Genomic DNA, 21,079 nt, shown 5'->3' on the forward strand with positions numbered 1-21,079 from the left:
GGTTCTCCGGCCGGTTTCAGGTTTCTATGAGTGTTTGCCTTAACGGGCAAAGGCTGAAAGGGTGCTTAAAGCACTAAGGAAGATGACGCGGACGCTTCCAATAAACAGGGGGTCGCGCCCCACGCTCCTTGTTGGTCTCTGTAAAAAAAACGCGGAGCAAGTGAAACGCGTTTGCCCGACCTAAATGGTTGTCATGCGAAGACAGACTATAAAGCGGTTCTTGCACCCTTCGCCCTATGCCTTGCAGGTGTAGGGCGTTCCATTTTTCCCATGTGGTGAGTGTGTGTTTGCCGTCTAATTCTGAGAGGGGTCAGAGTTAGACGGTTTTTTTAAATCTTATCGATTAAACGGTTATATTTTGCCAGTAGCTCAAGATAGGCAACTGCGTATTGCGGAACGCCGATTTTGTGCCAGCGGCTGATGGCTGCCGCTGTAATTCCGAGTCTTCTTGATAAATCGGTCTGTGTAATTTGAGCGGCCTCAAGTAAGGTTAAAAAGTCTGTGTTTTTGAGTTGCATGATTATATTAAGTATAATTTAATATTATATATAGTATATCACAGGTAACTTATGAAAGCATTAAGTGTAAAACAGCCGTATGCTTTTCAAATTGCAAACGGCGAAAAGACGATAGAGCTGCGCAGTTGGCAGACTGATTACAGGGGTAAGCTGTTGATTTGTGCGTCCAAGTCTGAGAAAGATACTTGGGTAAAGTCAACAGAGGTTGGTGAGCATCGCTTACCCGTTGGTGTGATGATGTGTGTTGTCGACTTGGTTGATATAAAAAAATGCTTTAACACACCATATTACCAAAAGGCATCTTGTTGTGATTATGTAGAGCATGGCATTTGGGGCTGGGTTTTAGAAAACCCGCGTGATGTGATACTTAAGCCTGTAAATGGGCGATTGAGATTGTTTGATGTAGATGATAATTTAATTGAGTTTATGTCAGATGATGATGATTGGTTTGTTCATGCAGATAAGCTGGCCGATCAGTCTAAGGGCATCGGTAGTGCGAGCCTGATTTTAAATTACGATTAACGACCGCCGAAAGGCGGTTTTTTTATGAGGTTTGATTATGGCTAGAAAAGTAAAAGGCAGTGGCACAAGTTTTCGCGGCACCACTGGTGGTGCGGCTGGTAATGCGCGTAAGCGTCAATTTGCACAAACCCAAAACCGCAAGGCTTTGGGGGGTGGCGGTAAGGGCGGTTAACCATGTCTAATCTCCTGTTTGAAACAGTTAAGACGGCAAGCAGGATTTCGGACAAATGTATTGTGTGTTTTTCGGGCGGCAAAGACAGCATAGTAACGCTGGATTTGTGCGCCCGTTACTTTAAGCATATTCATGTTGTGTTCATGTATTCCGTTCCCGGCTTGAGTTTCCAAGAGGCTAATTTGCGCTGGTACGAAGCGAGATACGGTATTCAAATTGAACGCATACCGCATTTTATGATTTCGGAGTGGATGCGGTACGGCTTGTTTCGAAAAGGAGACTACACCGTCCCTGTCGTCAAGCCGCTTGATGTCTATCAGTATTTGCGCTTGTCGTCCGATATGTGGTGGATTGCGGCCGGTGAGCGCATCGCCGATAGCATTGTCCGTCGGGCCATGATTAAAAACAGCGGCAGCATAGACGATAAACGTGGGCGGATATATCCCGTTGCGCATTGGAATAAAGCCGAAGTGATGCGCTATATCCAGCATCACAGATTAAAGCTTTCGCCCGAAAGTGCCGTATTGGGGCATTCTTTCCGTTCGCTTGAACCGTCTGAAATGGCCTTGCTGAAAAAGCACTATCCTGCTGATTACAAGAAAGTGGCGGAATGGTATCCGTTTGTCGAAGCGGCTGTAAGAAACTACGAGATGAATCATGAAGAAAACGTCATTGCAAAAGTTTGAGATGGTAACTGTCCATCGAAGCCAGTTGCATGAGCATCCGAAAAATCCGCGTGTAATCGCAGATGGCGCAAAGAAGAAGTTGAAAGACAAAATGCGTCAGGTCGGATTGATTCAGCCGATTACGGTCAATCAGCGTGAAGACGGTACGATGTATATCTTAGGCGGTCATCAACGTTTGGGCGTGATGGACAGCTTAGAGAATTACAAAGACGGTAAAAACGATTATGAGCTTGATGTCGCGCTTGTGAGAATTAGCGAGGCTGAAGAGCTTGAAATGCTGGTATTCCTGAATAACCCGTCTGCGCAAGGCGGTTGGGACACGGAGTTGCTGGCAGAACTAAACCAAGATTTCGGCGTTGATTTTGGCGATATGGGCTTTGATAAGCTTGATGTCGATTTACTGTTTGACGGCGATGCGCGTTTTAGCGAAATGTTCCAAGACAACACGGAAATATCGGAAACTAAAGACGCGCTGCGAGAGATTAAAGAACACCGCAAAGAGTCCGCCGAGAAATTGAAAGAGCGTAATAGTGCAGAGATATACACTGTTATCGTTTTCAAGGACGAGAAAGAGAAGGAAGAGTGTATGAAGCTGCTGCATTATCCAAAATATGAACACTATATCAGCGGCAGCGCGGTAATTGAGGCGGTGGGGAAATGAGTGAACAAGGTGAGAAAAATAAAGGTGGACGCCCTGCTTTTGTTATGGATGAGGAAAAGCTCGCGCAAGTTGAGGCACTGGGGTCAGTTCTTTCTATTGAGCAGATAGCTGATTACTTTGGTATCGGGAAGACTACATTTTATCGGGTTGTTGAAAGACAGCCTGAAGTTATGGAACGATATAAAAGAGGACAGGCTAAGGCTATTGGTTCTGTTGCCCAGAGTTTGTTGATGCAGGCGCGTGAAGGCAATTTGACGGCTGCGATTTTTTACCTGAAGACCCGTGCAGGATGGCGTGAGACGCAAGTGGTTGATAATGTATCTTCAGACGGCAGTATGACACCCAAAGCGAAAGAGATTGAGATGTCAAAAGAAGATTTGCAGGGGGCATTGTCGGAAGCACTGAAAGAAATTGCGAAATGACATACACGGTTGCTCAAAGGCAAGAGGCATTGCGCTTGGCGTCGCGGAATAATTTGTATTGCTTCGCGCTGAATATGTTTTACGCGCGTCGCGGATATCCGTGGCTTGTTGCAAGACACCATGCCCTAATCTGTGATGCACTTGAGCGTGTTTTTAACGGCGATACGAAACGCCTGATTATCAACATTCCGCCGCGTTACTCAAAAACGGAAATCGCGGTTGTGAATTTTATCGCATGGGCGATGGGTCGTGTGCCTGATTGCGAGTTTATTCATGCGAGTTATTCATCAACGCTAGCGGTCAATAACTCCGTGCAGATTCGTAATCTTGTCCAGCATGAAGAGTATCGGGCGATATTCCCCGATTTCGCGTTGGCAAGCGAGAGCAGCCATCATTGGAAGACGACAGCAGGCGGCGTGATGTACGCAACAGGCGCAGGCGGTACGATTACCGGTTTCGGTGCAGGCAAGCATCGGGAGGGATTCGGCGGCTGCATCATCATTGACGATCCGCATAAGGCAGACGAGGCGCGAAGTGAGGTCAGGCGGCAGAACGTCATTGACTGGTTTCAAAACACGGTCGAATCTCGGAAGAATAGCCCTGACACGCCGATTATTCTGATTATGCAACGCCTGCACGAGAAAGATTTGGCGGGCTGGCTGCTTGACGGCGGCAACGGCGAAGAGTGGGAGCATTTGTGCCTGCCTGCTATCCAAGACGACGGCACGGCGTTGTGGCCTGAAAAGCATGATATTGAAACACTGCGCCGAATGGAACAAGCCGCGCCGTATGTGTTTGCCGGTCAGTACTTGCAAAAACCTGCACCGCCTGATGGCGGTACGTTCAAGCCTGACAACCTGCAATTTGTTAAGGCGTTGCCTGCCGGTAATATCAGATGGGTTCGCGCGTGGGATTTAGCGTCAACAGCGAACGACGGCGACTACACGGCAGGCGGCAGGCTTGGTGTTACAGAAGACGGTCGGTACATCATCGCCAATATCGTGCGCGGTCAGTACGGCGCGGATGAGCGGGACAGGATATTGCGCAACACGGCGCAAAAAGACGGTGTGAAAACTAAAATATCTATCCCACAAGACCCCGGTCAGGCTGGTAAATCGCAAACTTTATATTTAACCCGTCAACTGGCGGGTTTTTCTATATCTGCCAGTCCTGAATCAGGCGATAAGGTTACACGCGCCGAACCGTTCGCGGCACAGGTCAATATCGGCAATGTGATGGTGTTGGATGACGGCACATGGGACACGGACGCGCTGATTGCTGAAATGCGGATGTTCCCGAACGGGCAGCATGACGACCAAATCGACTGTTTGAGCCGAGCATTTAACGAATTGATGGTCAAGCGTGGAGAATTGGCGCGTGTCGGCTTCAGGCTGTGAGGCCGTCTGAAAGGTGTGATTTATGGGTGTTTCAAGTAAAACCGCCGCTGTGGCCAAGATGCACGGCCACGGCGTGATGATTGATGCGCTGTTGGGCGGTACGGAGGCAATGCGGGTGGCAGGCAAGATGTATCTTCCGCAATGGCCGCAGGAAGAAGACGACGGCTATCAGACGCGGCTGGGTACGTCCACGCTTCTGCCGGTTCTGAAGGAAACCATCGGGCAGATGGTCGGGCGAGTTTTCTTCCGCGATATAGGCACGGACAAGGTTTCAGACGGCCTGAAAGACTACCTGCAAAACTTCGACCTGCAAAACAACGCCCTGAATGTGTTTTGTGCTGCATGGTTTGCCGATGCGCTGGCCAAGGGTGCCAGTTATGTGCTGGTGGACTACCCGGACGGCAAGGCAAGGACGAAGGCGGAGGAGAAGGCATTGGGCTTGCGGCCTTATGCGGTTTTTGTGCGCAATTCTGATGTACTGGGCTTCCGTTATGAGATGCGGCAGGGGCGGCCTGTCTGTACGCAGTTCCGATACCGTCAGGCGGTTACGGAATATGACGGCGATTTCGGCGAACGGACGGTAGAGCAAATCAATGTACATGAGGCAGGCCGCGTCAGGCGTTACCGCATGGACAAAGACGGCAAGTGGTTGATTCACAGCGAGGCTGACCAGTCGCGCAACGGCGAGCCGCTGGGATTTGTCCCGGTGGTTGATTTGGTGTTGGAAAAGACGGGCTTTTTTGCAGGCCGTCCGCCGTTGATGGAGCTTGCCTATTTGAATGTGAAGCATTGGCAGAGCCAGTCCGACCAAGACAATATTGTGCATTATGTGCGTGTCCCGCTGTTGCAGTATCGTGGCAGCGAGGATGTGCAGAATGTGGTGGCCGCTGCGGGCAATATGATAAGCGTCGGTGCAGACGGCGAGTTGAATTACGTCGAGCATTCGGGGGCGGCCATTTCCGCAGGCGTTACGGCAATTGAGAAGCTGGAAACGGACATGCAGGCGGCCGGCGCGAAACTGCTGACGCGAACCAAGCTGGCATTGACTGAAAGTCAGGCGCGTGATGAGGCGGGGCGTGAAATCAGCTTGCTGCGCCATTACGCAAACCTGTTGGAAGACGCGATCGGCCGCGTGCTGGACATGATGGCGGCGTGGCAAGGGTTGGATGGCGGCGGCGCGGTGGAAATATCGGGCAGCATAGACGACAACGGCAACCCCGAATCGAGCGTGGACGTGCTGGTACGCATGAACGCGGCTGGCGTTTTGAGTAATGAAACGTTGTTCGAGGAGGCCAAGCGGCGCGGCCTGCTGTCGGATTATTTGAAATGGGAAGACGAGGCGGCACGGCTGGACGGCCAGCCGGCGGCGGGATTGGACTTTAGCGGCAAGCGGGACGAAGAAAGGCCGTCTGAATGAATATCGACGAGCAGGCAGTACATGACCTTCTGACGCGGCAGATTGATTTGATGCGTTTCGAGCGTTCTGTCGCCCGTGATGCGCTGCGGCAGTTGGAAAGGATGCAGGAGGAAGTTGAAGCGAACCTGCGCCGCCGTGAGTTGTCTGCATTGAACCGTCGGGATTTGGAAAGGCTGTTGTCGGAAATCGACGCGGTGCTGGCGCATTACTACGGCCTGATTGACGGGATGGTGCAGGAGGCGCAAACCGAAGTGGTGGCAGACGAACATGAGTGGCTGTTGTGGTGGCTGGGCGGCTTGTCGGCGGCGTATGTGCTTGATGGCGCGGTAAAGCCGTTGCCTGCCGAAAGGCTGGCCGATTTGTCCGCGCATGCACTGGTCGGCGGACTGACCTTATCCGAGGCGGTAACGGCGCAACGGCGCGGACTGTTTGATGTTTTGAAGCGCACGGTACGGTTGGCGGCGGCAGACGGGGTATCCTTTGACGATGTGGCCGATGTGTTCAAGCGGCAGGCCGCACAACTTCGGACGCTGACGCGGACATGGGCGGGGAGCATCCAGGGGTCGGTGCATTACGCTTTCGGCAGCATTAACCCGCTGGTTAAAGGATGGCGGCATGTGGCGGTGTTGGACGGCCATACAAGCGGCATGTGTACGGCGCGGCACGGGCTGGTGTGGGACAAGAAAAAACAGCCTGTCGGCCATGCCTACCTGTTCAGACGGCCTCCGCTGCATCCGAATTGCCGTTCGCGGCTGGCATTTGTGTTTGATTTGGACGCGCCGTTTGATGGCGTATCGGGTGAAGATTGGGTAAAAGGCCGCACGTTGCCGCAATTGCAGGAGCAGTTCGGGCACGGCATCGGGCAGATGCTGCACGAGGGCAAAATTTCGCTGGACGATGCGGTCAGGTCAGACGGGCTGGCATCGGTAACGCTGGCCGAACTGAAGCGTAAGTATAAGTAAGGGTTTTTTTATTTTCGGCCGTTTTAATTCCTTTGAATCGCAGGGGGTTAAAACGGTTTTTTGTTGCCCGCCGTATGGATATGCGGGGCGTTTTGCGGCGGATGCCGCTTTTTTTACGGAGTTTTGAAACATGAAATTGAAATTGGACGAAAACGGTCATGTGGTGGTATCCGACGGCAAGCCGGTGTATGTGCATGACGACGGGAAGGAAATCCCGTTTGACGCGCCTGCCGCGATGCAGAAAATCAGCGGCCTGAATGCCGAAGCCAAGCAGCACCGCGAAGCCAAAGAGGCGGCGGAAGCGAAGTTGAAGGTGTTTGACGGCATTGAAGACGCAGCGGCGGCCTTGAAGGCATTGGAAACGGTCAAAAACTTGGACGACAAGAAGCTGATTGATGCGGGTGAGGCGGAGAAGGTCAAAGCCGAAACCGTGAAGCTGTACGAAGAGAAGCTGGCCGCCGCCAACGCCGATGCCGAGAAAATCCGTTCCCAATTTCATGCCGAACTGGTGGGCGGCAGTTTCGCCCGATCCAAAGTGATTGCGGAAAAGCTGGCTATCCCCGCCGATGTGGCGCAGGCATTCTTCGGGCGGCATTTTTCCGTGTCGGAAGACGGGAAAATCGTAGCCAAAGACACGAACGGCAATGAAATTTTCAGCCGTGTAACGCCCGGGGCGAAAGCGGGGTTTGACGAGGCACTGGAAAGCCTGATTGATGCTTACCCGAACAAGGACAGCATCTTGAAAGGCAGCGGCGCGAGCGGCAGTGGTGCGGCGGCGGGCGGTGGAACGGTTGGCGGTTCGTTATCTGATTGTAAGACGGAGGCGGAGAAAGCCGCTCTCTTAAAGGCTAAATATGGCCGTTAATTTTATGGAGTAATTTATGGCTTTTGATTTACAGGTTTTTAACCAGCAAACGCGTGATGTAATGAATGAAACCATCGCGCAAGATGTGGCTAAGTTTAATGAGGCTTCCGGCGGTGCACTGGTATTGTCAAACGAGCCGTTTGACGGTGATTTCTCAATTAAGTCGGCATTCCAGTCCATCGGCGGCTTGGTACGCCGCCGCAATGTGTACGGCGACGGCACGGTACAGGCAAAACGTTTGAAAGAGATGCTGAATGTCGCAGTAAAAGTGGCGGCCGGTACGGCTCCGGTGGAGTTTGAGCCGGGTCAGTATGCATGGACGTTGCGTAACCCAGAATTGGCTGCGGTGCGTATCGGCGAGCAGCTTGCCAAGGCGCGTATGGGCGATATGCTTAACGCTGCGGTGCGTTGTGCGGTTGCGGCAATCGGCAACAATACAGGCATGAAGCATGACGCATCTACCGCCAAGCCTACGTTTAACGCGCTGAATGCTGCGGCCGCGAAATTCGGCGACCGTTCGGGCAGCTTGCGTGCTTGGGTGATGCACTCTACTGTTGCCCATAATCTGTACGACAACGCGCTGACCAATGCGGAACGTCTGTTTGCTTATGACGGCATCAATGTGGTACGCGACCCGTTCGGGCGTGTGTTTGTGATTACGGATGCACCTGATTTGGTGTCCTCTTCCGGTGAAGCGACCTACAACACGCTGGGCTTGGTCGAAGGTGCGGTTATCGTGAATGACAACGGCGATTTTAACGCAGTCATGCAGCAGGTTACCGGAAAAGAAAACCTGGGCACGGTTTATCAGGCCGAATGGTCATATGGTATCGCGTTGAGGGGCTATGCGTGGGATATGGCCAGCGGTGGGAAATCGCCCGACGATGCCGCATTGGGCACGGGTGCAAATTGGGACAAGACCGCAAGTTCTGACAAGGACACGGCGGGCGTTTTGCTGGTTACCAAGTAATTTGCAAGTATAGGCGGCTTTTGACCGCCTTTTTTTTGAGGAGGTGTTATGGGACGTCCAATTGTTTATGAGCCGCATCCCGTTTCGAGCGAGCGCAAGGCGGAATTGTTGGCGGAGGGTTTCCGTATTATTGATGCGAAGTACAGGCCGTCTGAAGCCGAAGATGTGCCGCCTGGCGACGATTTATCCAAACTGACGGTTGAAAAACTAAAAGAAATGCTGGATGCGGCAGGTGTCGAATATCCTGCAAATGCGAAGAAGGCAGATTTGTTGGCCTTGCTGAAAGCGGTAAATGCGTAATTCCTATCTGACGGTTGTCGAGGCGGATGCCTATCACGAAGTACGCCCGAGCAAGGCGAAATGGCAGGCGGCGGGAGACAGCAAGGCGGGGCTTTTGGTGGCGGCATCCGATTATTTGGATGCAATGTTCGGCCTGCCGCCTGATTTGATAGCGTCGATGCGCGGCATCGGGGAAATACCGCAAGCCGTGCAAAAAGCCGTGGCTGAGCTGTCTTTAATCGGCAATTTGATTCAAGGCGGCGGGCAGGCGGAGCAGAAGAGCCTGACTAAAGGTGGTATGACGGCATCTTACGGCGGCAAGTCGGAACATGCGGAACGGCTTGCCTATGTCCGGCAGTTGTTGAAGCCGCTGGTCGGACGCTCCATCCGCAATGTGCGGGTTAAACGCGGCTAGTCTTTCAGACGGCCTAAAAACGGAGGTGTGTATGTTGGTAAAACTAAAAGCTCCCGAAGGAATCACGGATGTTTCCTTCGGCGGGGTAAATTATGCCGTGGAGAACGGCATAGTAGAGGTAGCCGAAGAGGCAGTGCAGTATCTGCATCAGTATGGTTTTGTCATGCCTGCGGGCGATAAGCCGTCTGATGCGCGGCCGAAACGGGCGGAAAAGGCTGATGCTTAAATTCGAGATGGTCGGTGATTCGGAAATGCGGGCGGCTTTGGCCGGTTGCAGCAAGAAGATAGACGATGAAATCAAGAGCAGCATGGCTTTTGTGGTATTGCGCCTGCAAAAGCAGGTCAAGACGCACAAGCTGTTGGGGCAGGTTTTACACCGCCGCACGGGTAACCTGCGCGACAACATTGTCCGCGACAGTTGGCAGGACGGCGGCCTGACGGTCGGCGTGGTCGGTATTGCTTCGGGGGCGCCGTACGGCAAGCTGCATGAATACGGCTTTTCGGGTGCGGTATCCGTGCCCGCGCATGTGCGGCAGGTCAAGCAGGCTTTCGGGCGGCGGCTGAAAACGCCGATTAACGTCCATGTTTCGGCACATACGCGACGTGTGAGGCTGCCGGAACGGTCGTTTATGCGTACCGCCTTTGCCGATATGCTGCCTTTCATCCGTCAGGAATTTGAAGCGGCGGCGAAACGGGGGCTGAGATGGTAAATCGCGAAAAAATCTATGCCGCGCTGTTCGAGAAGTTGAAACAGGTGGAAGGCATCGTAACGTTTTCGCGCCGCTTGCGGCATTGGGACGAGGTGGAGGCTTACGAACAACCCGCCCTGTTCCTGTCGCCGGTATCGGAAACGGTCGAACCGAGAAACAGTCAGGACAGCCGCTATCTGATGCGGGCAAATGTGTATCTGTATGTGTATGCGGAAGACGCGCCGTCCGAGCGGCTGAACGAGTGCTTAGACAAGCTGTTTGCCGTCTTGAATACCCCGTCTCCGATTACCGGCCAACCGTCTTTGCCGGTAGAAGGCGTGGTGTATTGCCGCATAGAAGGCCATGTAGAACTGGATGAGGGGCTATTTGGCAATCAGGCTTTTGCCTTGGTGCCGGTGATGATTTTAGTAACGGATGCCGTCTGAAAAGCGGCTTTTTTTGAAAGGAATGTCATGCAGTTGACGTTTGGTAGCGGCGAAGTGTTCGCCGAAATGATTACGGATGCTTACGGCAACCGTGTACAGAACGCAACGCCCGTGCGAATCATGGGCTTGCAAGAAATGAGCGTCGATTTATCGGCGGAATTGAAGGAGTTTTACGGTCAAAACCGCTTTGCGCTGGCTGTTGCACAGGGCAAGGTCAAAGTTTCGGGCAAATTCAAGGGCGCGTTAATCAACGGTCTGACCCTGAATACCCTGTTCTTCGGCGCGGAATATGCAACCGGCACGATGAAGGCACTTTGGGCAGACACTACGGGTAAGGCTATCCCTGCAAGCGGTGCTTATACCGTTCAGGCAACCGCGCCCAATGGCGGCACGTTCGTTGAAGACGCGGGCGTAATGGGTCAGGACGGTACGGCTTACATCAAGGTCGCCAGCAATCCGACGGCGGGGCAGTACATGGTGTCCGCGACAGGCTTGTACACCTTCAATGAGGCGGACAAGGGTAAAACCGTTTATCCGAGCTTTACCTACACCCAAACCATGCCGTCAGCCAAGAAGCTTGATTTGTCAAACATGGCGATGGGTAACACGCCGACGTTTAAGCTGAGATACCTGACGCAGTTTAAAGGCAAAAAAGCCTTGTTGGAACTGGAAAGCGTAACCAGCGGTAAATTGGGCTTGTTCTCAACGAAAAACGACGACTTCTCCGTCCCCGAAATCGACTTTACCGCCTCAACCGACGAGGCAGGCTTTAAAGTCGGTACTCTGTGGATTCAGGAGTAATAATGCAGGCCGTCTGAGAATGACGGCCTTTTTCATTTACCCCAAAAAAGGAAAGAAAAATGACCGTACGAATTAAAGGCGTAACCGTCGAACTGAACGGTACGAATTACGTTATCCCGCCTATCGCACTTGGCGCGTTGGAGCAGTTGCAAAGCGACATTGGTGCATTTGACGGCAATGTGCAAGATGCAAAACAGATTTCTACCGTTATCGATTGCGCCTATGCCGCCATGCGCCGCAATTACCCTGATATGACGCGCGAAGAAGTGGCTGATTTAATCGACATCGGCAACATGAATGAAGTGTTTACCGCCGTGATGGACGTTTCAGGGCTGAAACGCAAGGAGCAGGAAGCCGCACAAGCGGGGGAAGCTCAGGCGGCGGATTAAGTTTCGGGGCGATGATTGCCCACGTTTGCGCCTCTACCGGCTGGACGTGGGACTACGTCGCCGACAACTTGGATTTGCCGCGTATCAAACACCTGAACGAGTATTGGCGCGAACATCCGCCCGTTCATATCTTGGTAGCGTCGTACATGGGCATCAAGCCGTCGTCGAGCGTCGCACAAAGCGAAGCGGACGAAGCCGAAGCCATCGGTATGCTTGGCGGTAATGAACTGTCTGAAGACGAATTTAACGCCTTGCTGAAAGCGAAAGGAATAATCTAATGGGTAATGCGATTTTCCCCACGTTTCCCGGCTTGAAGTGGGGGCGAAAGAAGACGGCGGTGTGGAGTACCGGCACGCAGAAATCGGCAAGCGGTCGTGAGTTCCGAACCGCCTACTACACTTACCCGCAATGGCGGTTTTCGCTGTCGTTCGAGGTATTGCGGACAAAAGCATCCGTGAACGAGTTGGAGCAGTTGGCGGGATTCTTCAATGCACGCAAAGGCAGCTTTGAAAGTTTCCTTTACGAAGACCCGACCGACAACGCCGTAACCGACCAGCCTGTCGGAAACACGGTGCAGGGCGTTACACGTTATCAGCTTGTCCGCTCTATGGGCGGATTTATCGAGCCTGTGTTGGCAGTCAAGGAACGACCCTCCGTCAAGGTTGGCGGCGTGGCTTTGACGTACGGGCGCGATTACACCGTTACCGATAAAGGTGTTTTGGTTTTCAACACGCCGCAAACGCCGGGTCGCCCGATTACATGGACGGGCGGCTTTTATTTCCGCGTGAGATTTACGTCTGACACGGTAGATTTTGAAAACGTTCTGGGCAGCCTGTGGGCGGCTAAAAAGATTGAGTTTACGAGCGTCAAATTATGAAGATTGCGACAAAAGAACTGATTGATTTGCTGCACGGCAGCGATGAGTTTCAGATGGCGGATTTGTACACCATCACGCTTTCGGGCGGTCAGGTGTTACGACATACCGGCGCGGATATGCCCGTCGTTTGGGACGGTCAGACCTACGGGGCGCACGAGCTGATTATCAAGCGCGGCGCAACCCGTATCGCCGTCGGATTGGATGTTGATTCCAATACCTTGCAGATTTCAGCCGCGCCCGATTACAGGCTTGAGGGCTTGCAATGGGCTGAAGCTGCTTTGGGAGGCGTATTGGACGGCGCGCGGGTCAAGATAGACCGCGTGTTTTTCAAACCATCTGCTACAAATATCGGCAACATGGTCGAAGATGCGGACGCAGTTTTAGAAGTTTCGGGCGTGAATCGAACCGAGACTAAAACGCTGCAAGTTCGCGGCGATTTGCCGAACGAGTTTGTCTTGTCATGTGATATTGCGCTTGAAAACGCAACGTCAATTTACGGCAAGCCATATCCGCGAATCGGCGCCGAACTGTCTGTAACCTATACGGACAACTCAGTCGGTTATTTCGACTGCTGGTATGGAGAGGCAGTCAGCGGCAGCAAGAAAACACTGAGTGAACGGATTTCATTCAAGCATGCAATACCGGCAGGCAAAACGGTCAAGGAAATCCGCAGCCTGATTATACAGGCGCGATACCAAACGTCCGATTCCATTCGGATTTCGGGCGTTGATTTGCGGTCTGCCGCCGATGTTGACGGTTCTCTTACCGAACTTAGCCCCGTTGGTGCCGTGAATATCTTTTCAGGGCGAGTGTCGGACGTATCGGGTAGCAGGTCGTCTGTAAAAGTCGATGTGAAATCCGACATCGAGCTTTTGAACGTCTCCAGCCCGCGCAACATCTATCAGGCCGGCTGCATGAGGACGCTCTATGACGACGGCTGCAAGGTCAACCGTGAGAAATTCACGGTAAACGGGCGTGTAACCGAAAACAGCCAAACGGGAACTATGCTGAAACACAATCTGACGCAGCCTGACGGGTGGTTCTCGCAAGGTGTGATTAAGTTTACAAGCGGACGAAACGCAGGCTTGAGCAGGACGGTCAAGGTGCATAGCGGCAATACGTTCGAGTTTGCCCTACGCCTGCCATTCCCGCCGCAAGCGGGCGATGTGTTCAAGGTTTATCCCGGTTGCAACAAGCGGCGCGATACCTGTAAGGATAAGTTTAACAACATCGTGCATTTTCGCGGCTTCCCATTTATCCCTTCGGCAGATACGGTGGTGTGATATGCCGTCTGAAATAGATTTGAGAAAGCAAATCGTCGAAGAAGCGCGGTCATGGCTTGGCACGCCGTACCATCATCACGCGATGGTAAAAGGCGCGGGCGTGGATTGCGCCATGATTCTGGTCGCCGTCTATGGAGCGGTCGGATTGCTTCCCGAAGGGTTCGACCCGCGCCCTTACCCTCAAGATTGGCATTTGCACCGCGATTCCGAGCGTTATTTAGGGTTTATCACGCAATTTTGCCGTGAGACGAAATCGCCGCAGGCGGGCGACATCGCAGTATGGCGTTTCGGGCGGTCGTTTTCGCACGGCGGCATATTAGCAGGCGACGGCAAGATTATTCACAGCTACATCGGGCGCGGCGTGGTGTTGGACGACATCAACCAAGCCGAACTTATCGGGCGTGAGGTGCGGTTTTTTACATTTTCATTTTGATTTTCGAGGTCATTCATGGGCGGTAAATCGTCAACTATTACATCAGCGGAAGAGCGTATCTTATCGTTACAGGTTCAGCAGTCATCACAAGGGCTGACCCTGCCCGTCATCTACGGCAGGACGCGCGTTGCCGGTAATCTGATTTGGTACGGCGATTTCGTTACCATCGAGCATAAAACCACGACGCGGCAGGGCGGTAAGGGCGGGGGCGGTATAACGCAGGAAGACATTAAATACACCTACGAAGCCGCCGTTATGCTTGCCTTGTGCGAGGGTGAAATTCAGGGCGTGGGGCGGATTTGGCGCGAAAAGGAGAAATTCGATTCGCTGGCACAGTTGCGTCTGACGCTTATGCGCGGCGGCGATGAGCAACCGTTGTGGACGCACCTGCAACAGGCGAAGCACCAAGACCAGGCGTTGAATTATTCAGGCACGGCTTATTTGTGCAGCCCGAACTACGAACTGACGAAATCGGCGCAAATATATCAGCACAATTTCGAGGTCATCGGGAAATTGGGCTATTCCGGCAATATCCCCGATGCAAACCCGCGCGAAATCGTATTGGATTTGCTGACAAACCAACGCTACGGCTGCGGTTTCCCGTCCCAAAACATCGGCGATACCGACCGATACAGTAATTATTGCCGCGCCGTCGGTATTTTCCTAAGCCCTGCCTACACGGAACAGGGGGAGGCGCAACGGAATATTTCCGAGCTGCTGGAGCAGACCAACAGCGCGGCGGTATTTTCGCAAGGCCGTCTGAAAATCATCCCCTACGGGGACGGCAGCTATTCGGGGAATGGTGCGGTGTATGTTGCCGACAACAAAGCCATATACGACCTGACCGATGACGATTTTATCGTTTCGGGCGCGCAAGACCCTGTAAAGGTTGAGCGCAAAACCAATGCCGATGCGTTCAATCAGATTCAGGTCGAGTACCTTGACAGGAACAACGATTACAACGTTGCCATCGCGGAAGTGAAAGACCAAGCGAATATCGAGCAGTACGGATTGCGCCCGAAAGACGCGATCAAGATGCACGGCATTTGTGATGCGAAGGTGGCGCAAAAAGTGGCACAACAACTGCTGCAACGCGCCCTGTACGTCCGCAACGAATATGAGTTTAAGCTGGGTTGGAAATACTGCCTACTAGAGCCGATGGACATCGTAACCCTGACAGACGCAGGGCTTGGCTTGAATAAAACGCCCGTCCGAATCACGGAGATTGAAGAGGATGAAGAGGGTGTATTGTCCGTTAAAGCTGAAGACTACCCCGTTGGTGTTTACACTGTATCGGAATATCCGACGCAGCCGTCTCTGGGTTATTCGGCTGACTACAACGTTTCGCCGGGCAATGCCCATGTGCCGGTGATTTTCGAAGCCCCGTTGCAACTGACGGGCGGCGAACCGCAAATCTGGCTGGCAACCGCCGGAGGCGATATGTGGGGCGGTGCTGAAGTGTGGGTGTCAACGGATGGCGACAGCTACACCCGTGTCGGCGCGGTCAACCATAAGGCGCGTTTCGGATCGCTGACCGCCGCTTTGCCGAATGGCGCGGTTTTTGACCGCACAAATACATTAGGCGTGGAAATTTCAGCGGGGCAGCTTACGGGCGGTACGGAGCAGGATAGCCGCGATTTGCTGACATTGTGCTACGTTGACGGCGAATTTCTGGCATACGCCAACGCCGAACTGAAAGGCGTAGGTCGTTACACATTGGGCAACCTGACGCGCGGCGCGTATGGCTCTGCCATCAATGCACACGCGACAGGCAGCCAGTTTGCGCGCATTGATGAAGCATTGTTCAAATACGCCGTTCCGCGTAACTGGATTGGTCGCACGGTTTGGGTCAAACTGGTTTCATACAATGTCTTCAGCGGCGGTATTCAAGATTTGGCAGAAGTGCCGGCGTATTCCTATACCATCAAAGGTGCGCCGCTCGGGCAGATTCAAAACCTGCGCCTGACATCATCTTGGGCATACGGAAAAGAAGCCGTCATCGCTTGGGATAAATTGGACGGAGCGGATACCTACGATGTGGAAATCTACGCAGGTAACAGCCAACGCCGTCTGCGTGAAGTCAGCGGTATCGTTGACAACAGCTACACCTACACTCAGGCGGATATGAAATCTGACGGCGGTCAGGTACGAGATATTGTCTTCAAGGTTCGCGGTCGTGCCGTTACCGGCAAGACAGGCAACTGGGCGCAAATCGCGGCGCAAAATCCGCAAATTCAAGCGTTGCAGGGTATTGCCATCGACAGCGGTTTGAAACAGGCGTTTTTTACCTGCCAAAAACCTGCCGAAGAAGATTTCGCCGGCATCATCGTTTGGGTTTCTGAAAACGCAGCCGTCCCGACCACGGACGCAAACAAAGTCTATGACGGCGCGGAAACGTTTGTAACCATCGCCAAATGCAACGGCAAACCGCTGGAGAAAGACAAGACCTACCATCTGCGCGCAGCGGGTTATGACAGCTTCGGCAAAGATAATTTGAGAGTCAGCAGCAGCGTATCGTTTACTGTTTACGATGTATCGACAAACGACCTGTCGGAAAGCAATCTGAATCAGGCTTTGCGCGATAAAATCAACCTGATTGACGGCAACGGTACAGGCAGTGTCAATGAGCGTATCAAAAACGCGAAGGAGGACAGTAAAAGAGAAGTACAGACCCTTTCTTCCAGGCTTGATGCGTTTGAGGTAGGGGGAAGAAACTACGCCCTTTCAACGGGTAACGAAGCAAAAGTGTTGAGAGTCAGCGGGAACAATCAGACCAAAAACGTTACTATCGACGTTTCGTCTGCTTTGGAACTGAAGCAAGGCGACAGCCTGATTATCTCGTGCGACATCGAGCTGACAAACGCTACATCGCCATACGGCAAACCATACCCGCGTATCGGTGCGGAATTTTCCGTAACCTATGCCGACAACTCTATCGGTTATTTCGACTGCTGGTATGGAGAGGCAGTTAGCGGTACGACAAAAACGCTGAAACAACGTCTTGTTGCCAGACACACGGTTGCCAAAGAGGTCAAAGCTCTACGCAGCATCATCGTTCAGGCGCGGTATCAGACATCAGAATCCATCAAGGTTTTAAATGTGAAACTGGAACGCGGAACGGTAGCGACCGATTGGACACCGGCACCTGAAGACAATGACGGTTTGCAGGAAGTTCGTGGCAAGGTTCAGGTGGTTCAACACACACTGACTCAGGCAACAGGCGATATCAAATCACTTGGCGAACGTATCACGGCAGCGGAATCAACGGCTGACGGCAATAAGGCGACGGTACAAACCCATGCCCGCAGTATCAACGGCTTGGAGGCGCAGTACACGGTCAAGGTTGACGTTAACGGCAGGGTAGCAGGCTTTGGCTTGGCTACCACGCCGAAAAACGGTACGCCTGAAAGTAAGTTCATTGTGAATGCCGACCGTTTCGGTATTGGTGCGACTGGGAAGGCGGATGTGTTCCCGTTCGTGGTGGATACGCAGAAAAATCGTGTCGGCGTAAACGGCGAATTGGTGGTAAACGGCAAGGCTATTGTCGATAAGTTGAACGCCGGGGATATTCACGGCGACAAAATCACGGCAAACACGCTGGACGCTAACCGCCTGAAAGCCGGAAGCGTAACGGCGCGGGAAATCGGGGCAAACTCCGTTACTGCCGATAAAATGAACGTTACCAGTTTGAGCGCGGTATCTTCCAATCTTGGAAGCATCACGGGTGGCAGTCTGAGTATCGGCGACGGAAAATTCTCCGTAACTGAAAACGGGGTATTGACCGCAAACGATGCCGTGATACGCGGACGGATTGAGGCAGATTCGGGTTATTTCAACGGCATGATTAAGGCTTCGCGCATCGAGGGCGATGTGATGAAGGTTCATAGGATGCGGCAGGTTTCAGAGAACGTTTGGGAATTAACACTGCCACCGGATGACTTGGTAAGGATGATTAAGGTTGAAATCCTGTTAAATGCTGAACCTGCTCCAGCTATTCTAGAATGGTCTGAAAACGCAAGGCGCCACGTATATGTACCTAATTCAGCCAACCCACGTACACTAAGGCTAACCATCAACAACGATGTGATTGAAATAAAAGCTGAAGGAATTGTAACTCAACCGATAAATAAAACTACATCAAGTATCTCTACTATTTTAGTGGAAACAGTATGGATTACCATACCTACTGGTGCAGTTAATATCAGATTGGAACACCAGAAAGAGGGAAATAGGGATAACGCCTATAAAGTGATTAAATTATTAGGTGGTGTAACAACTTCATACCTCTCTCCCTCAGACCCTGAATACAAGGATTTATCTGGAACTAAAATCTGGAGGGTATTTAAAGACAGCCTGACACTTAGGGTCCACCCAAACTATAAAAATAGGATAGGATTACCTGGAACAAATAGACCAATCTTATATGCAGCGAGTTTGAGTCTACCTAATAATATCTATGGTTTGTCTTTTGAATATAGAGTTGATACCAATACCAGTTGGGCCACTGGTATATACTGGAATTATCATCCTGAGGCGAGGACTATAAAGGAGTATAGTAGTCGCAATCATAACGGAGAGTTCAAACTGTTCACACAAGAACTGAGTACAGTATCAACTATGTCAAGTATCGACCTTATAGGCGAACAAGACTGGCAGTGGGTTGAACTTAGAAACATCCGCGTGCTGATTCCCGAATCCCGTAAGGATGAAGTCTGGTAATGCTGTAAATCCCGCCGCTCGAAAGGGCGGCTTTTTCATACCCGCGAAAGCGGGCTTTTTTATGGAGGTAACAAATGGACGAATCGAAAAAAGTAAAAGCATTGCGCTTTGAGTTTGAAGACGGAGACACGGGCGCGGTTGCCGCCTGGCATGTAATTGAATATGCAAGTATCGATTACAAGTTCAAATCGGTTTCGGCAACACTGAACGGCTATGTCTCTGAGAAAGCCTACAAGGACGGTAAACGCTATCTTTGTTCCCACACGCTGACCTTTGACGGCGCGGATATGGAAACGGTTGACCGCGATTGGCTGTACCGCCGCGCGGTAGGGGCGGAATCGGGCTACGTTACGGCAAATGCCGAACCGGTCTACGCAGAATAAGTTTTCAGACGGCATGACCGCCGCAGGGCTTTGGCTTTGCGGCGGTTTGTTTTTTGGGTGTGTTTTATGAACAGGTTAGCTTTCTTACTAGATTGGCGGTCGCTGCCCTCCCGTTTTCAGGCGTGGTTGTTCGGCACGGGGACACGGGCTTTGGAGATGGTCAGCGGATTGGGATTGTTGGGTTACGCGGCGGTTTTCGCGCTCTCTCCCGACGATATTTATTCATGGCGTATTTACTACAAATTCCACAACCTGCCTGAAATATGGCTGGTCGTCATCTTCGGCGTGGTGGGGCTGCTTCAGACGGCGTTGCTGATGTTTCGAGGCTTTCGGGCAAATGTTGCCAGCGCGTACTTGCTGACTTTGGCAGGGTTTATCTGGTTTCTTGTTTCCGTTGCATTTTGGGGCGCATACCCGCCTGCACATACGGGGATGGTTATCCCGCCGCTGTTGGCGTTCCTCTGTGCGTTGGCTGGCAACAATACGCTGAAGTTTTTGTTCACGAAAGGGAAAGATGAGGTGGCTTGAATGGGGTTTATGCAGTTCGGGCTGCTCTTCGCGGCGGCAGGAGGTGTATTGGGCGGCGTGTGGGCAAGCCTTCAGGAACACGACCGCCCGATGCAGGCTGTTCTGGAGGCTTTTATTTCTGCAATCGCGGCGGCGGCTGTGGCCGAACGTTTCGTGCCGCTGAACCAGGTGTGGACGTGCGCGGCAGCAGGGGTGTTCGTGGGCATTATGACGGGTCATGCGCTCGATACGGTGCGCGCGCTCGCACCTAAGGTTCTGCGTGGTTACTTGGGCGGCTTGGCTGAAAAGGTAACGGGGGTAAAGGACGATGGAAAAAATTAACTTCGAGTGGTATCGCGGCGATGACGAGTTGGAAACGTTGGTTTTTGAGTCGGAGGGCGAACCTGTCGACTTCGCAGGCTGCTCGTTCGATATGGACATCGTGCCGGAAATGGGAGGTAGCCGTCGGATACACCTAAGCCTTTCAGACGGCATCGCGGTTGACGGAAACAGTGTGCAAATCACGGTGTCGCACGACAAGACGGACGGCGCGATGTGGCAGTACGCCGCCTACGACTTGCAGATGACGGACGGCACGGGGCGCGTGAAGACGCTGTGCTGCGGGCGCATCCGCCTGTTGCACGACATCACGCGCCAAGTGTGAAAGGAGGAATTGTGAAAACCGAGCGTGAAGTGAAAGTGACCGTGGTTCGGAAGCCCGACATCACGGTACGGCTTGAGCCTTGCGCCAAGCCTTTTGTGCCACCCGACGGGGTGGTTGTGGAACTGCCGACCTTGGCGGATTTGGTTTTTAACTACAACTTGGGAGTTTTGTAATGGGTAATTTGAAATCTTTATTGGACAGCTTCGCACAGTTTCTTGGCGAACAGAACAAGGCTTTGAAAGCCGCCCTGACCGCCAATATCGGCACGGCGAAAACGGAGGCCATCGATGCGGCGGGAACGGCGGCCGATGCCAAAATCAGCACGGCAAAAAGTGAGATTGAGGGCGGCTACACCGCCGCCATAGCCACCTTGAAAACCGAGCTTATCGGCGGTGCGTCTGAATCTTTGGACACGTTCAAAGAACTGGCGGACGAGCTGAATCGCCTGAAAGAGGGCGGCAGCAGCGTGCCTGATGTGCTGTTGCAGAAAATCACAGAGGCGAAGCAAACCGCCGATGAGATTAAAACCGCCATCGAGTCAATCACGCTGGAAGGCTTGAAAAACAGCTACAAGGCGGCTCTGGCTTAAGGTTTCACGGGGA

The 21,079-nt window shown here is 52.5% G+C and carries 29 protein-coding genes; 28 read left to right on the top strand and 1 reads right to left on the bottom strand.

Annotated elements, in window-relative coordinates; translation table 11 throughout:
• Positions 1-329 precede the first annotated feature (329 nt).
• Complete coding sequence (locus BBW69_RS07580; RefSeq protein ID WP_188210925.1) at positions 330-518, bottom strand: helix-turn-helix domain-containing protein; 189 nt, start codon at positions 516-518, stop codon at positions 330-332.
• A 51-nt stretch (positions 519-569) separates the two neighbouring features.
• Here BBW69_RS07580 and BBW69_RS07585 point away from each other — a divergent pair, with 51 nt between their 5' ends.
• The 28 genes from BBW69_RS07585 to BBW69_RS07720 all read left to right on the top strand — a co-directional run bounded on the left by BBW69_RS07585 (position 570) and on the right by BBW69_RS07720 (position 21,066).
• Positions 570-1,040: an ASCH domain-containing protein gene (locus tag BBW69_RS07585; RefSeq protein ID WP_188210926.1), complete on the top strand. Its 471-nt coding sequence runs from the start codon at positions 570-572 to the stop codon at positions 1,038-1,040.
• A gap of 37 nt (positions 1,041-1,077) precedes the next feature.
• Positions 1,078-1,212, top strand: coding sequence for a hypothetical protein (locus BBW69_RS10055; protein ID WP_255489361.1), 135 nt, complete (start codon positions 1,078-1,080; stop codon positions 1,210-1,212).
• Positions 1,213-1,214: 2 nt separating this feature from the next.
• Positions 1,215-1,898, top strand: a complete 684-nt coding sequence (locus BBW69_RS07590; protein ID WP_188210927.1) for a phosphoadenosine phosphosulfate reductase family protein — start codon at positions 1,215-1,217, stop codon at positions 1,896-1,898.
• A complete protein-coding gene (locus BBW69_RS07595; RefSeq protein WP_107859864.1) occupies positions 1,870-2,559 on the top strand; it encodes a ParB N-terminal domain-containing protein in 690 nt (229 codons plus the stop codon). Before BBW69_RS07590 ends, BBW69_RS07595 begins: the two co-directional genes overlap by 29 nt.
• A complete protein-coding gene (locus tag BBW69_RS07600; RefSeq protein WP_188210928.1) occupies positions 2,556-2,981 on the top strand; it encodes a helix-turn-helix domain-containing protein in 426 nt (141 codons plus the stop codon). Before BBW69_RS07595 ends, BBW69_RS07600 begins: the two co-directional genes overlap by 4 nt.
• Positions 2,978-4,378, top strand: a complete 1,401-nt coding sequence (gene terL / locus BBW69_RS07605; protein ID WP_188210929.1) for a phage terminase large subunit — start codon at positions 2,978-2,980, stop codon at positions 4,376-4,378. Before BBW69_RS07600 ends, terL begins: the two co-directional genes overlap by 4 nt.
• 22 nt (positions 4,379-4,400) lie before the next feature.
• Positions 4,401-5,795: a DUF4055 domain-containing protein gene (locus BBW69_RS07610; protein ID WP_188210930.1), complete on the top strand. Its 1,395-nt coding sequence runs from the start codon at positions 4,401-4,403 to the stop codon at positions 5,793-5,795.
• Positions 5,792-6,757, top strand: coding sequence for a hypothetical protein (locus BBW69_RS07615; RefSeq protein WP_188210931.1), 966 nt, complete (start codon positions 5,792-5,794; stop codon positions 6,755-6,757). Before BBW69_RS07610 ends, BBW69_RS07615 begins: the two co-directional genes overlap by 4 nt.
• A gap of 130 nt (positions 6,758-6,887) precedes the next feature.
• A complete protein-coding gene (locus BBW69_RS07620) occupies positions 6,888-7,622 on the top strand; it encodes a DUF6651 domain-containing protein (RefSeq protein WP_188210932.1) in 735 nt (244 codons plus the stop codon).
• 16 nt (positions 7,623-7,638) lie between these two features.
• Positions 7,639-8,592, top strand: a complete 954-nt coding sequence (locus BBW69_RS07625) for a major capsid protein (RefSeq protein ID WP_188210933.1) — start codon at positions 7,639-7,641, stop codon at positions 8,590-8,592.
• A 48-nt stretch (positions 8,593-8,640) separates the two neighbouring features.
• Positions 8,641-8,892: a HeH/LEM domain-containing protein gene (locus BBW69_RS07630; protein WP_188210934.1), complete on the top strand. Its 252-nt coding sequence runs from the start codon at positions 8,641-8,643 to the stop codon at positions 8,890-8,892.
• Positions 8,885-9,286: a hypothetical protein gene (locus BBW69_RS07635; RefSeq protein ID WP_188210935.1), complete on the top strand. Its 402-nt coding sequence runs from the start codon at positions 8,885-8,887 to the stop codon at positions 9,284-9,286. The genes BBW69_RS07630 and BBW69_RS07635 overlap by 8 nt, the downstream gene beginning before the upstream one ends.
• Before the next feature lie 31 nt (positions 9,287-9,317).
• Positions 9,318-9,512, top strand: a complete 195-nt coding sequence (locus BBW69_RS07640; protein ID WP_188210936.1) for a hypothetical protein — start codon at positions 9,318-9,320, stop codon at positions 9,510-9,512.
• Positions 9,505-9,996 (top strand): HK97 gp10 family phage protein, encoded by a 492-nt coding sequence (locus BBW69_RS07645; RefSeq protein ID WP_188210937.1) that lies wholly within the window; start codon positions 9,505-9,507, stop codon positions 9,994-9,996. Before BBW69_RS07640 ends, BBW69_RS07645 begins: the two co-directional genes overlap by 8 nt.
• Positions 9,990-10,421: a hypothetical protein gene (locus BBW69_RS07650; RefSeq protein ID WP_188210938.1), complete on the top strand. Its 432-nt coding sequence runs from the start codon at positions 9,990-9,992 to the stop codon at positions 10,419-10,421. Before BBW69_RS07645 ends, BBW69_RS07650 begins: the two co-directional genes overlap by 7 nt.
• A gap of 27 nt (positions 10,422-10,448) precedes the next feature.
• On the top strand, positions 10,449-11,222 hold the full coding sequence (locus tag BBW69_RS07655) for a hypothetical protein (RefSeq protein ID WP_188210939.1): 774 nt from the start codon (positions 10,449-10,451) through the stop codon (positions 11,220-11,222).
• A 59-nt stretch (positions 11,223-11,281) separates the two neighbouring features.
• Positions 11,282-11,611, top strand: a complete 330-nt coding sequence (locus tag BBW69_RS07660; RefSeq protein WP_188210940.1) for a hypothetical protein — start codon at positions 11,282-11,284, stop codon at positions 11,609-11,611.
• 11 nt (positions 11,612-11,622) lie between these two features.
• Positions 11,623-11,889, top strand: a complete 267-nt coding sequence (locus tag BBW69_RS07665) for a hypothetical protein (RefSeq protein WP_118898620.1) — start codon at positions 11,623-11,625, stop codon at positions 11,887-11,889.
• Entirely contained in the window at positions 11,889-12,488 is a 600-nt protein-coding gene (locus BBW69_RS07670; protein WP_188210941.1) for a DUF2460 domain-containing protein, read from the top strand. Before BBW69_RS07665 ends, BBW69_RS07670 begins: the two co-directional genes overlap by 1 nt.
• Complete coding sequence (locus BBW69_RS10015; RefSeq protein WP_223169981.1) at positions 12,485-13,771, top strand: DUF2163 domain-containing protein; 1,287 nt, start codon at positions 12,485-12,487, stop codon at positions 13,769-13,771. Before BBW69_RS07670 ends, BBW69_RS10015 begins: the two co-directional genes overlap by 4 nt.
• Position 13,772: 1 nt before the next feature.
• A complete protein-coding gene (locus BBW69_RS07685) occupies positions 13,773-14,204 on the top strand; it encodes an NlpC/P60 family protein (protein WP_188210942.1) in 432 nt (143 codons plus the stop codon).
• Between the two features lie 15 nt (positions 14,205-14,219).
• A complete protein-coding gene (locus BBW69_RS07690) occupies positions 14,220-18,923 on the top strand; it encodes a phage tail protein (protein WP_188210943.1) in 4,704 nt (1,567 codons plus the stop codon).
• 74 nt (positions 18,924-18,997) lie between these two features.
• A complete protein-coding gene (locus BBW69_RS07695) occupies positions 18,998-19,306 on the top strand; it encodes a hypothetical protein (protein ID WP_188210944.1) in 309 nt (102 codons plus the stop codon).
• A 66-nt stretch (positions 19,307-19,372) separates the two neighbouring features.
• On the top strand, positions 19,373-19,834 hold the full coding sequence (locus tag BBW69_RS07700) for a hypothetical protein (RefSeq protein ID WP_188210945.1): 462 nt from the start codon (positions 19,373-19,375) through the stop codon (positions 19,832-19,834).
• Positions 19,835-20,155 carry a hypothetical protein gene (locus tag BBW69_RS07705; RefSeq protein ID WP_188210946.1) on the top strand — a complete coding sequence of 107 codons (321 nt, stop codon included), beginning with the start codon at positions 19,835-19,837 and terminating at the stop codon, positions 20,153-20,155.
• Entirely contained in the window at positions 20,142-20,477 is a 336-nt protein-coding gene (locus BBW69_RS07710) for a hypothetical protein (RefSeq protein WP_188210947.1), read from the top strand. Before BBW69_RS07705 ends, BBW69_RS07710 begins: the two co-directional genes overlap by 14 nt.
• 11 nt (positions 20,478-20,488) lie before the next feature.
• The gene (locus BBW69_RS07715) at positions 20,489-20,650 is read left to right on the top strand and encodes a hypothetical protein (RefSeq protein ID WP_188210948.1); all 162 of its coding nucleotides are present in this window, start codon (positions 20,489-20,491) and stop codon (positions 20,648-20,650) included.
• Complete coding sequence (locus tag BBW69_RS07720) at positions 20,650-21,066, top strand: hypothetical protein (RefSeq protein WP_188210949.1); 417 nt, start codon at positions 20,650-20,652, stop codon at positions 21,064-21,066. The genes BBW69_RS07715 and BBW69_RS07720 overlap by 1 nt, the downstream gene beginning before the upstream one ends.
• Positions 21,067-21,079: the final 13 nt, after the last annotated feature.

Source organism: Neisseria sp. RH3002v2f, assembly GCF_014596375.1.
Classification (GTDB): Bacteria; Pseudomonadota; Gammaproteobacteria; order Burkholderiales; family Neisseriaceae; genus Neisseria; species Neisseria cinerea.

What these genes read in the sequence shown, in the direction of transcription:
- BBW69_RS07580 (WP_188210925.1), bottom strand. Translation starts at nt 518, where the DNA reads ATGCAACTCAAAAACACAGACTTTTTAACCTTACTTGAGGCCGCTCAA.
- BBW69_RS07585 (WP_188210926.1), top strand. Translation starts at nt 570, where the DNA reads ATGAAAGCATTAAGTGTAAAACAGCCGTATGCTTTTCAAATTGCAAAC.
- BBW69_RS10055 (WP_255489361.1), top strand. Translation starts at nt 1,078, where the DNA reads ATGGCTAGAAAAGTAAAAGGCAGTGGCACAAGTTTTCGCGGCACCACT.
- BBW69_RS07590 (WP_188210927.1), top strand. Translation starts at nt 1,215, where the DNA reads ATGTCTAATCTCCTGTTTGAAACAGTTAAGACGGCAAGCAGGATTTCG.
- BBW69_RS07595 (WP_107859864.1), top strand. Translation starts at nt 1,870, where the DNA reads ATGAAGAAAACGTCATTGCAAAAGTTTGAGATGGTAACTGTCCATCGA.
- BBW69_RS07600 (WP_188210928.1), top strand. Translation starts at nt 2,556, where the DNA reads ATGAGTGAACAAGGTGAGAAAAATAAAGGTGGACGCCCTGCTTTTGTT.
- terL (WP_188210929.1), top strand. Translation starts at nt 2,978, where the DNA reads ATGACATACACGGTTGCTCAAAGGCAAGAGGCATTGCGCTTGGCGTCG.
- BBW69_RS07610 (WP_188210930.1), top strand. Translation starts at nt 4,401, where the DNA reads ATGGGTGTTTCAAGTAAAACCGCCGCTGTGGCCAAGATGCACGGCCAC.
- BBW69_RS07615 (WP_188210931.1), top strand. Translation starts at nt 5,792, where the DNA reads ATGAATATCGACGAGCAGGCAGTACATGACCTTCTGACGCGGCAGATT.
- BBW69_RS07620 (WP_188210932.1), top strand. Translation starts at nt 6,888, where the DNA reads ATGAAATTGAAATTGGACGAAAACGGTCATGTGGTGGTATCCGACGGC.
- BBW69_RS07625 (WP_188210933.1), top strand. Translation starts at nt 7,639, where the DNA reads ATGGCTTTTGATTTACAGGTTTTTAACCAGCAAACGCGTGATGTAATG.
- BBW69_RS07630 (WP_188210934.1), top strand. Translation starts at nt 8,641, where the DNA reads ATGGGACGTCCAATTGTTTATGAGCCGCATCCCGTTTCGAGCGAGCGC.
- BBW69_RS07635 (WP_188210935.1), top strand. Translation starts at nt 8,885, where the DNA reads ATGCGTAATTCCTATCTGACGGTTGTCGAGGCGGATGCCTATCACGAA.
- BBW69_RS07640 (WP_188210936.1), top strand. Translation starts at nt 9,318, where the DNA reads ATGTTGGTAAAACTAAAAGCTCCCGAAGGAATCACGGATGTTTCCTTC.
- BBW69_RS07645 (WP_188210937.1), top strand. Translation starts at nt 9,505, where the DNA reads ATGCTTAAATTCGAGATGGTCGGTGATTCGGAAATGCGGGCGGCTTTG.
- BBW69_RS07650 (WP_188210938.1), top strand. Translation starts at nt 9,990, where the DNA reads ATGGTAAATCGCGAAAAAATCTATGCCGCGCTGTTCGAGAAGTTGAAA.
- BBW69_RS07655 (WP_188210939.1), top strand. Translation starts at nt 10,449, where the DNA reads ATGCAGTTGACGTTTGGTAGCGGCGAAGTGTTCGCCGAAATGATTACG.
- BBW69_RS07660 (WP_188210940.1), top strand. Translation starts at nt 11,282, where the DNA reads ATGACCGTACGAATTAAAGGCGTAACCGTCGAACTGAACGGTACGAAT.
- BBW69_RS07665 (WP_118898620.1), top strand. Translation starts at nt 11,623, where the DNA reads ATGATTGCCCACGTTTGCGCCTCTACCGGCTGGACGTGGGACTACGTC.
- BBW69_RS07670 (WP_188210941.1), top strand. Translation starts at nt 11,889, where the DNA reads ATGGGTAATGCGATTTTCCCCACGTTTCCCGGCTTGAAGTGGGGGCGA.
- BBW69_RS10015 (WP_223169981.1), top strand. Translation starts at nt 12,485, where the DNA reads ATGAAGATTGCGACAAAAGAACTGATTGATTTGCTGCACGGCAGCGAT.
- BBW69_RS07685 (WP_188210942.1), top strand. Translation starts at nt 13,773, where the DNA reads ATGCCGTCTGAAATAGATTTGAGAAAGCAAATCGTCGAAGAAGCGCGG.
- BBW69_RS07690 (WP_188210943.1), top strand. Translation starts at nt 14,220, where the DNA reads ATGGGCGGTAAATCGTCAACTATTACATCAGCGGAAGAGCGTATCTTA.
- BBW69_RS07695 (WP_188210944.1), top strand. Translation starts at nt 18,998, where the DNA reads ATGGACGAATCGAAAAAAGTAAAAGCATTGCGCTTTGAGTTTGAAGAC.
- BBW69_RS07700 (WP_188210945.1), top strand. Translation starts at nt 19,373, where the DNA reads ATGAACAGGTTAGCTTTCTTACTAGATTGGCGGTCGCTGCCCTCCCGT.
- BBW69_RS07705 (WP_188210946.1), top strand. Translation starts at nt 19,835, where the DNA reads ATGGGGTTTATGCAGTTCGGGCTGCTCTTCGCGGCGGCAGGAGGTGTA.
- BBW69_RS07710 (WP_188210947.1), top strand. Translation starts at nt 20,142, where the DNA reads ATGGAAAAAATTAACTTCGAGTGGTATCGCGGCGATGACGAGTTGGAA.
- BBW69_RS07720 (WP_188210949.1), top strand. Translation starts at nt 20,650, where the DNA reads ATGGGTAATTTGAAATCTTTATTGGACAGCTTCGCACAGTTTCTTGGC.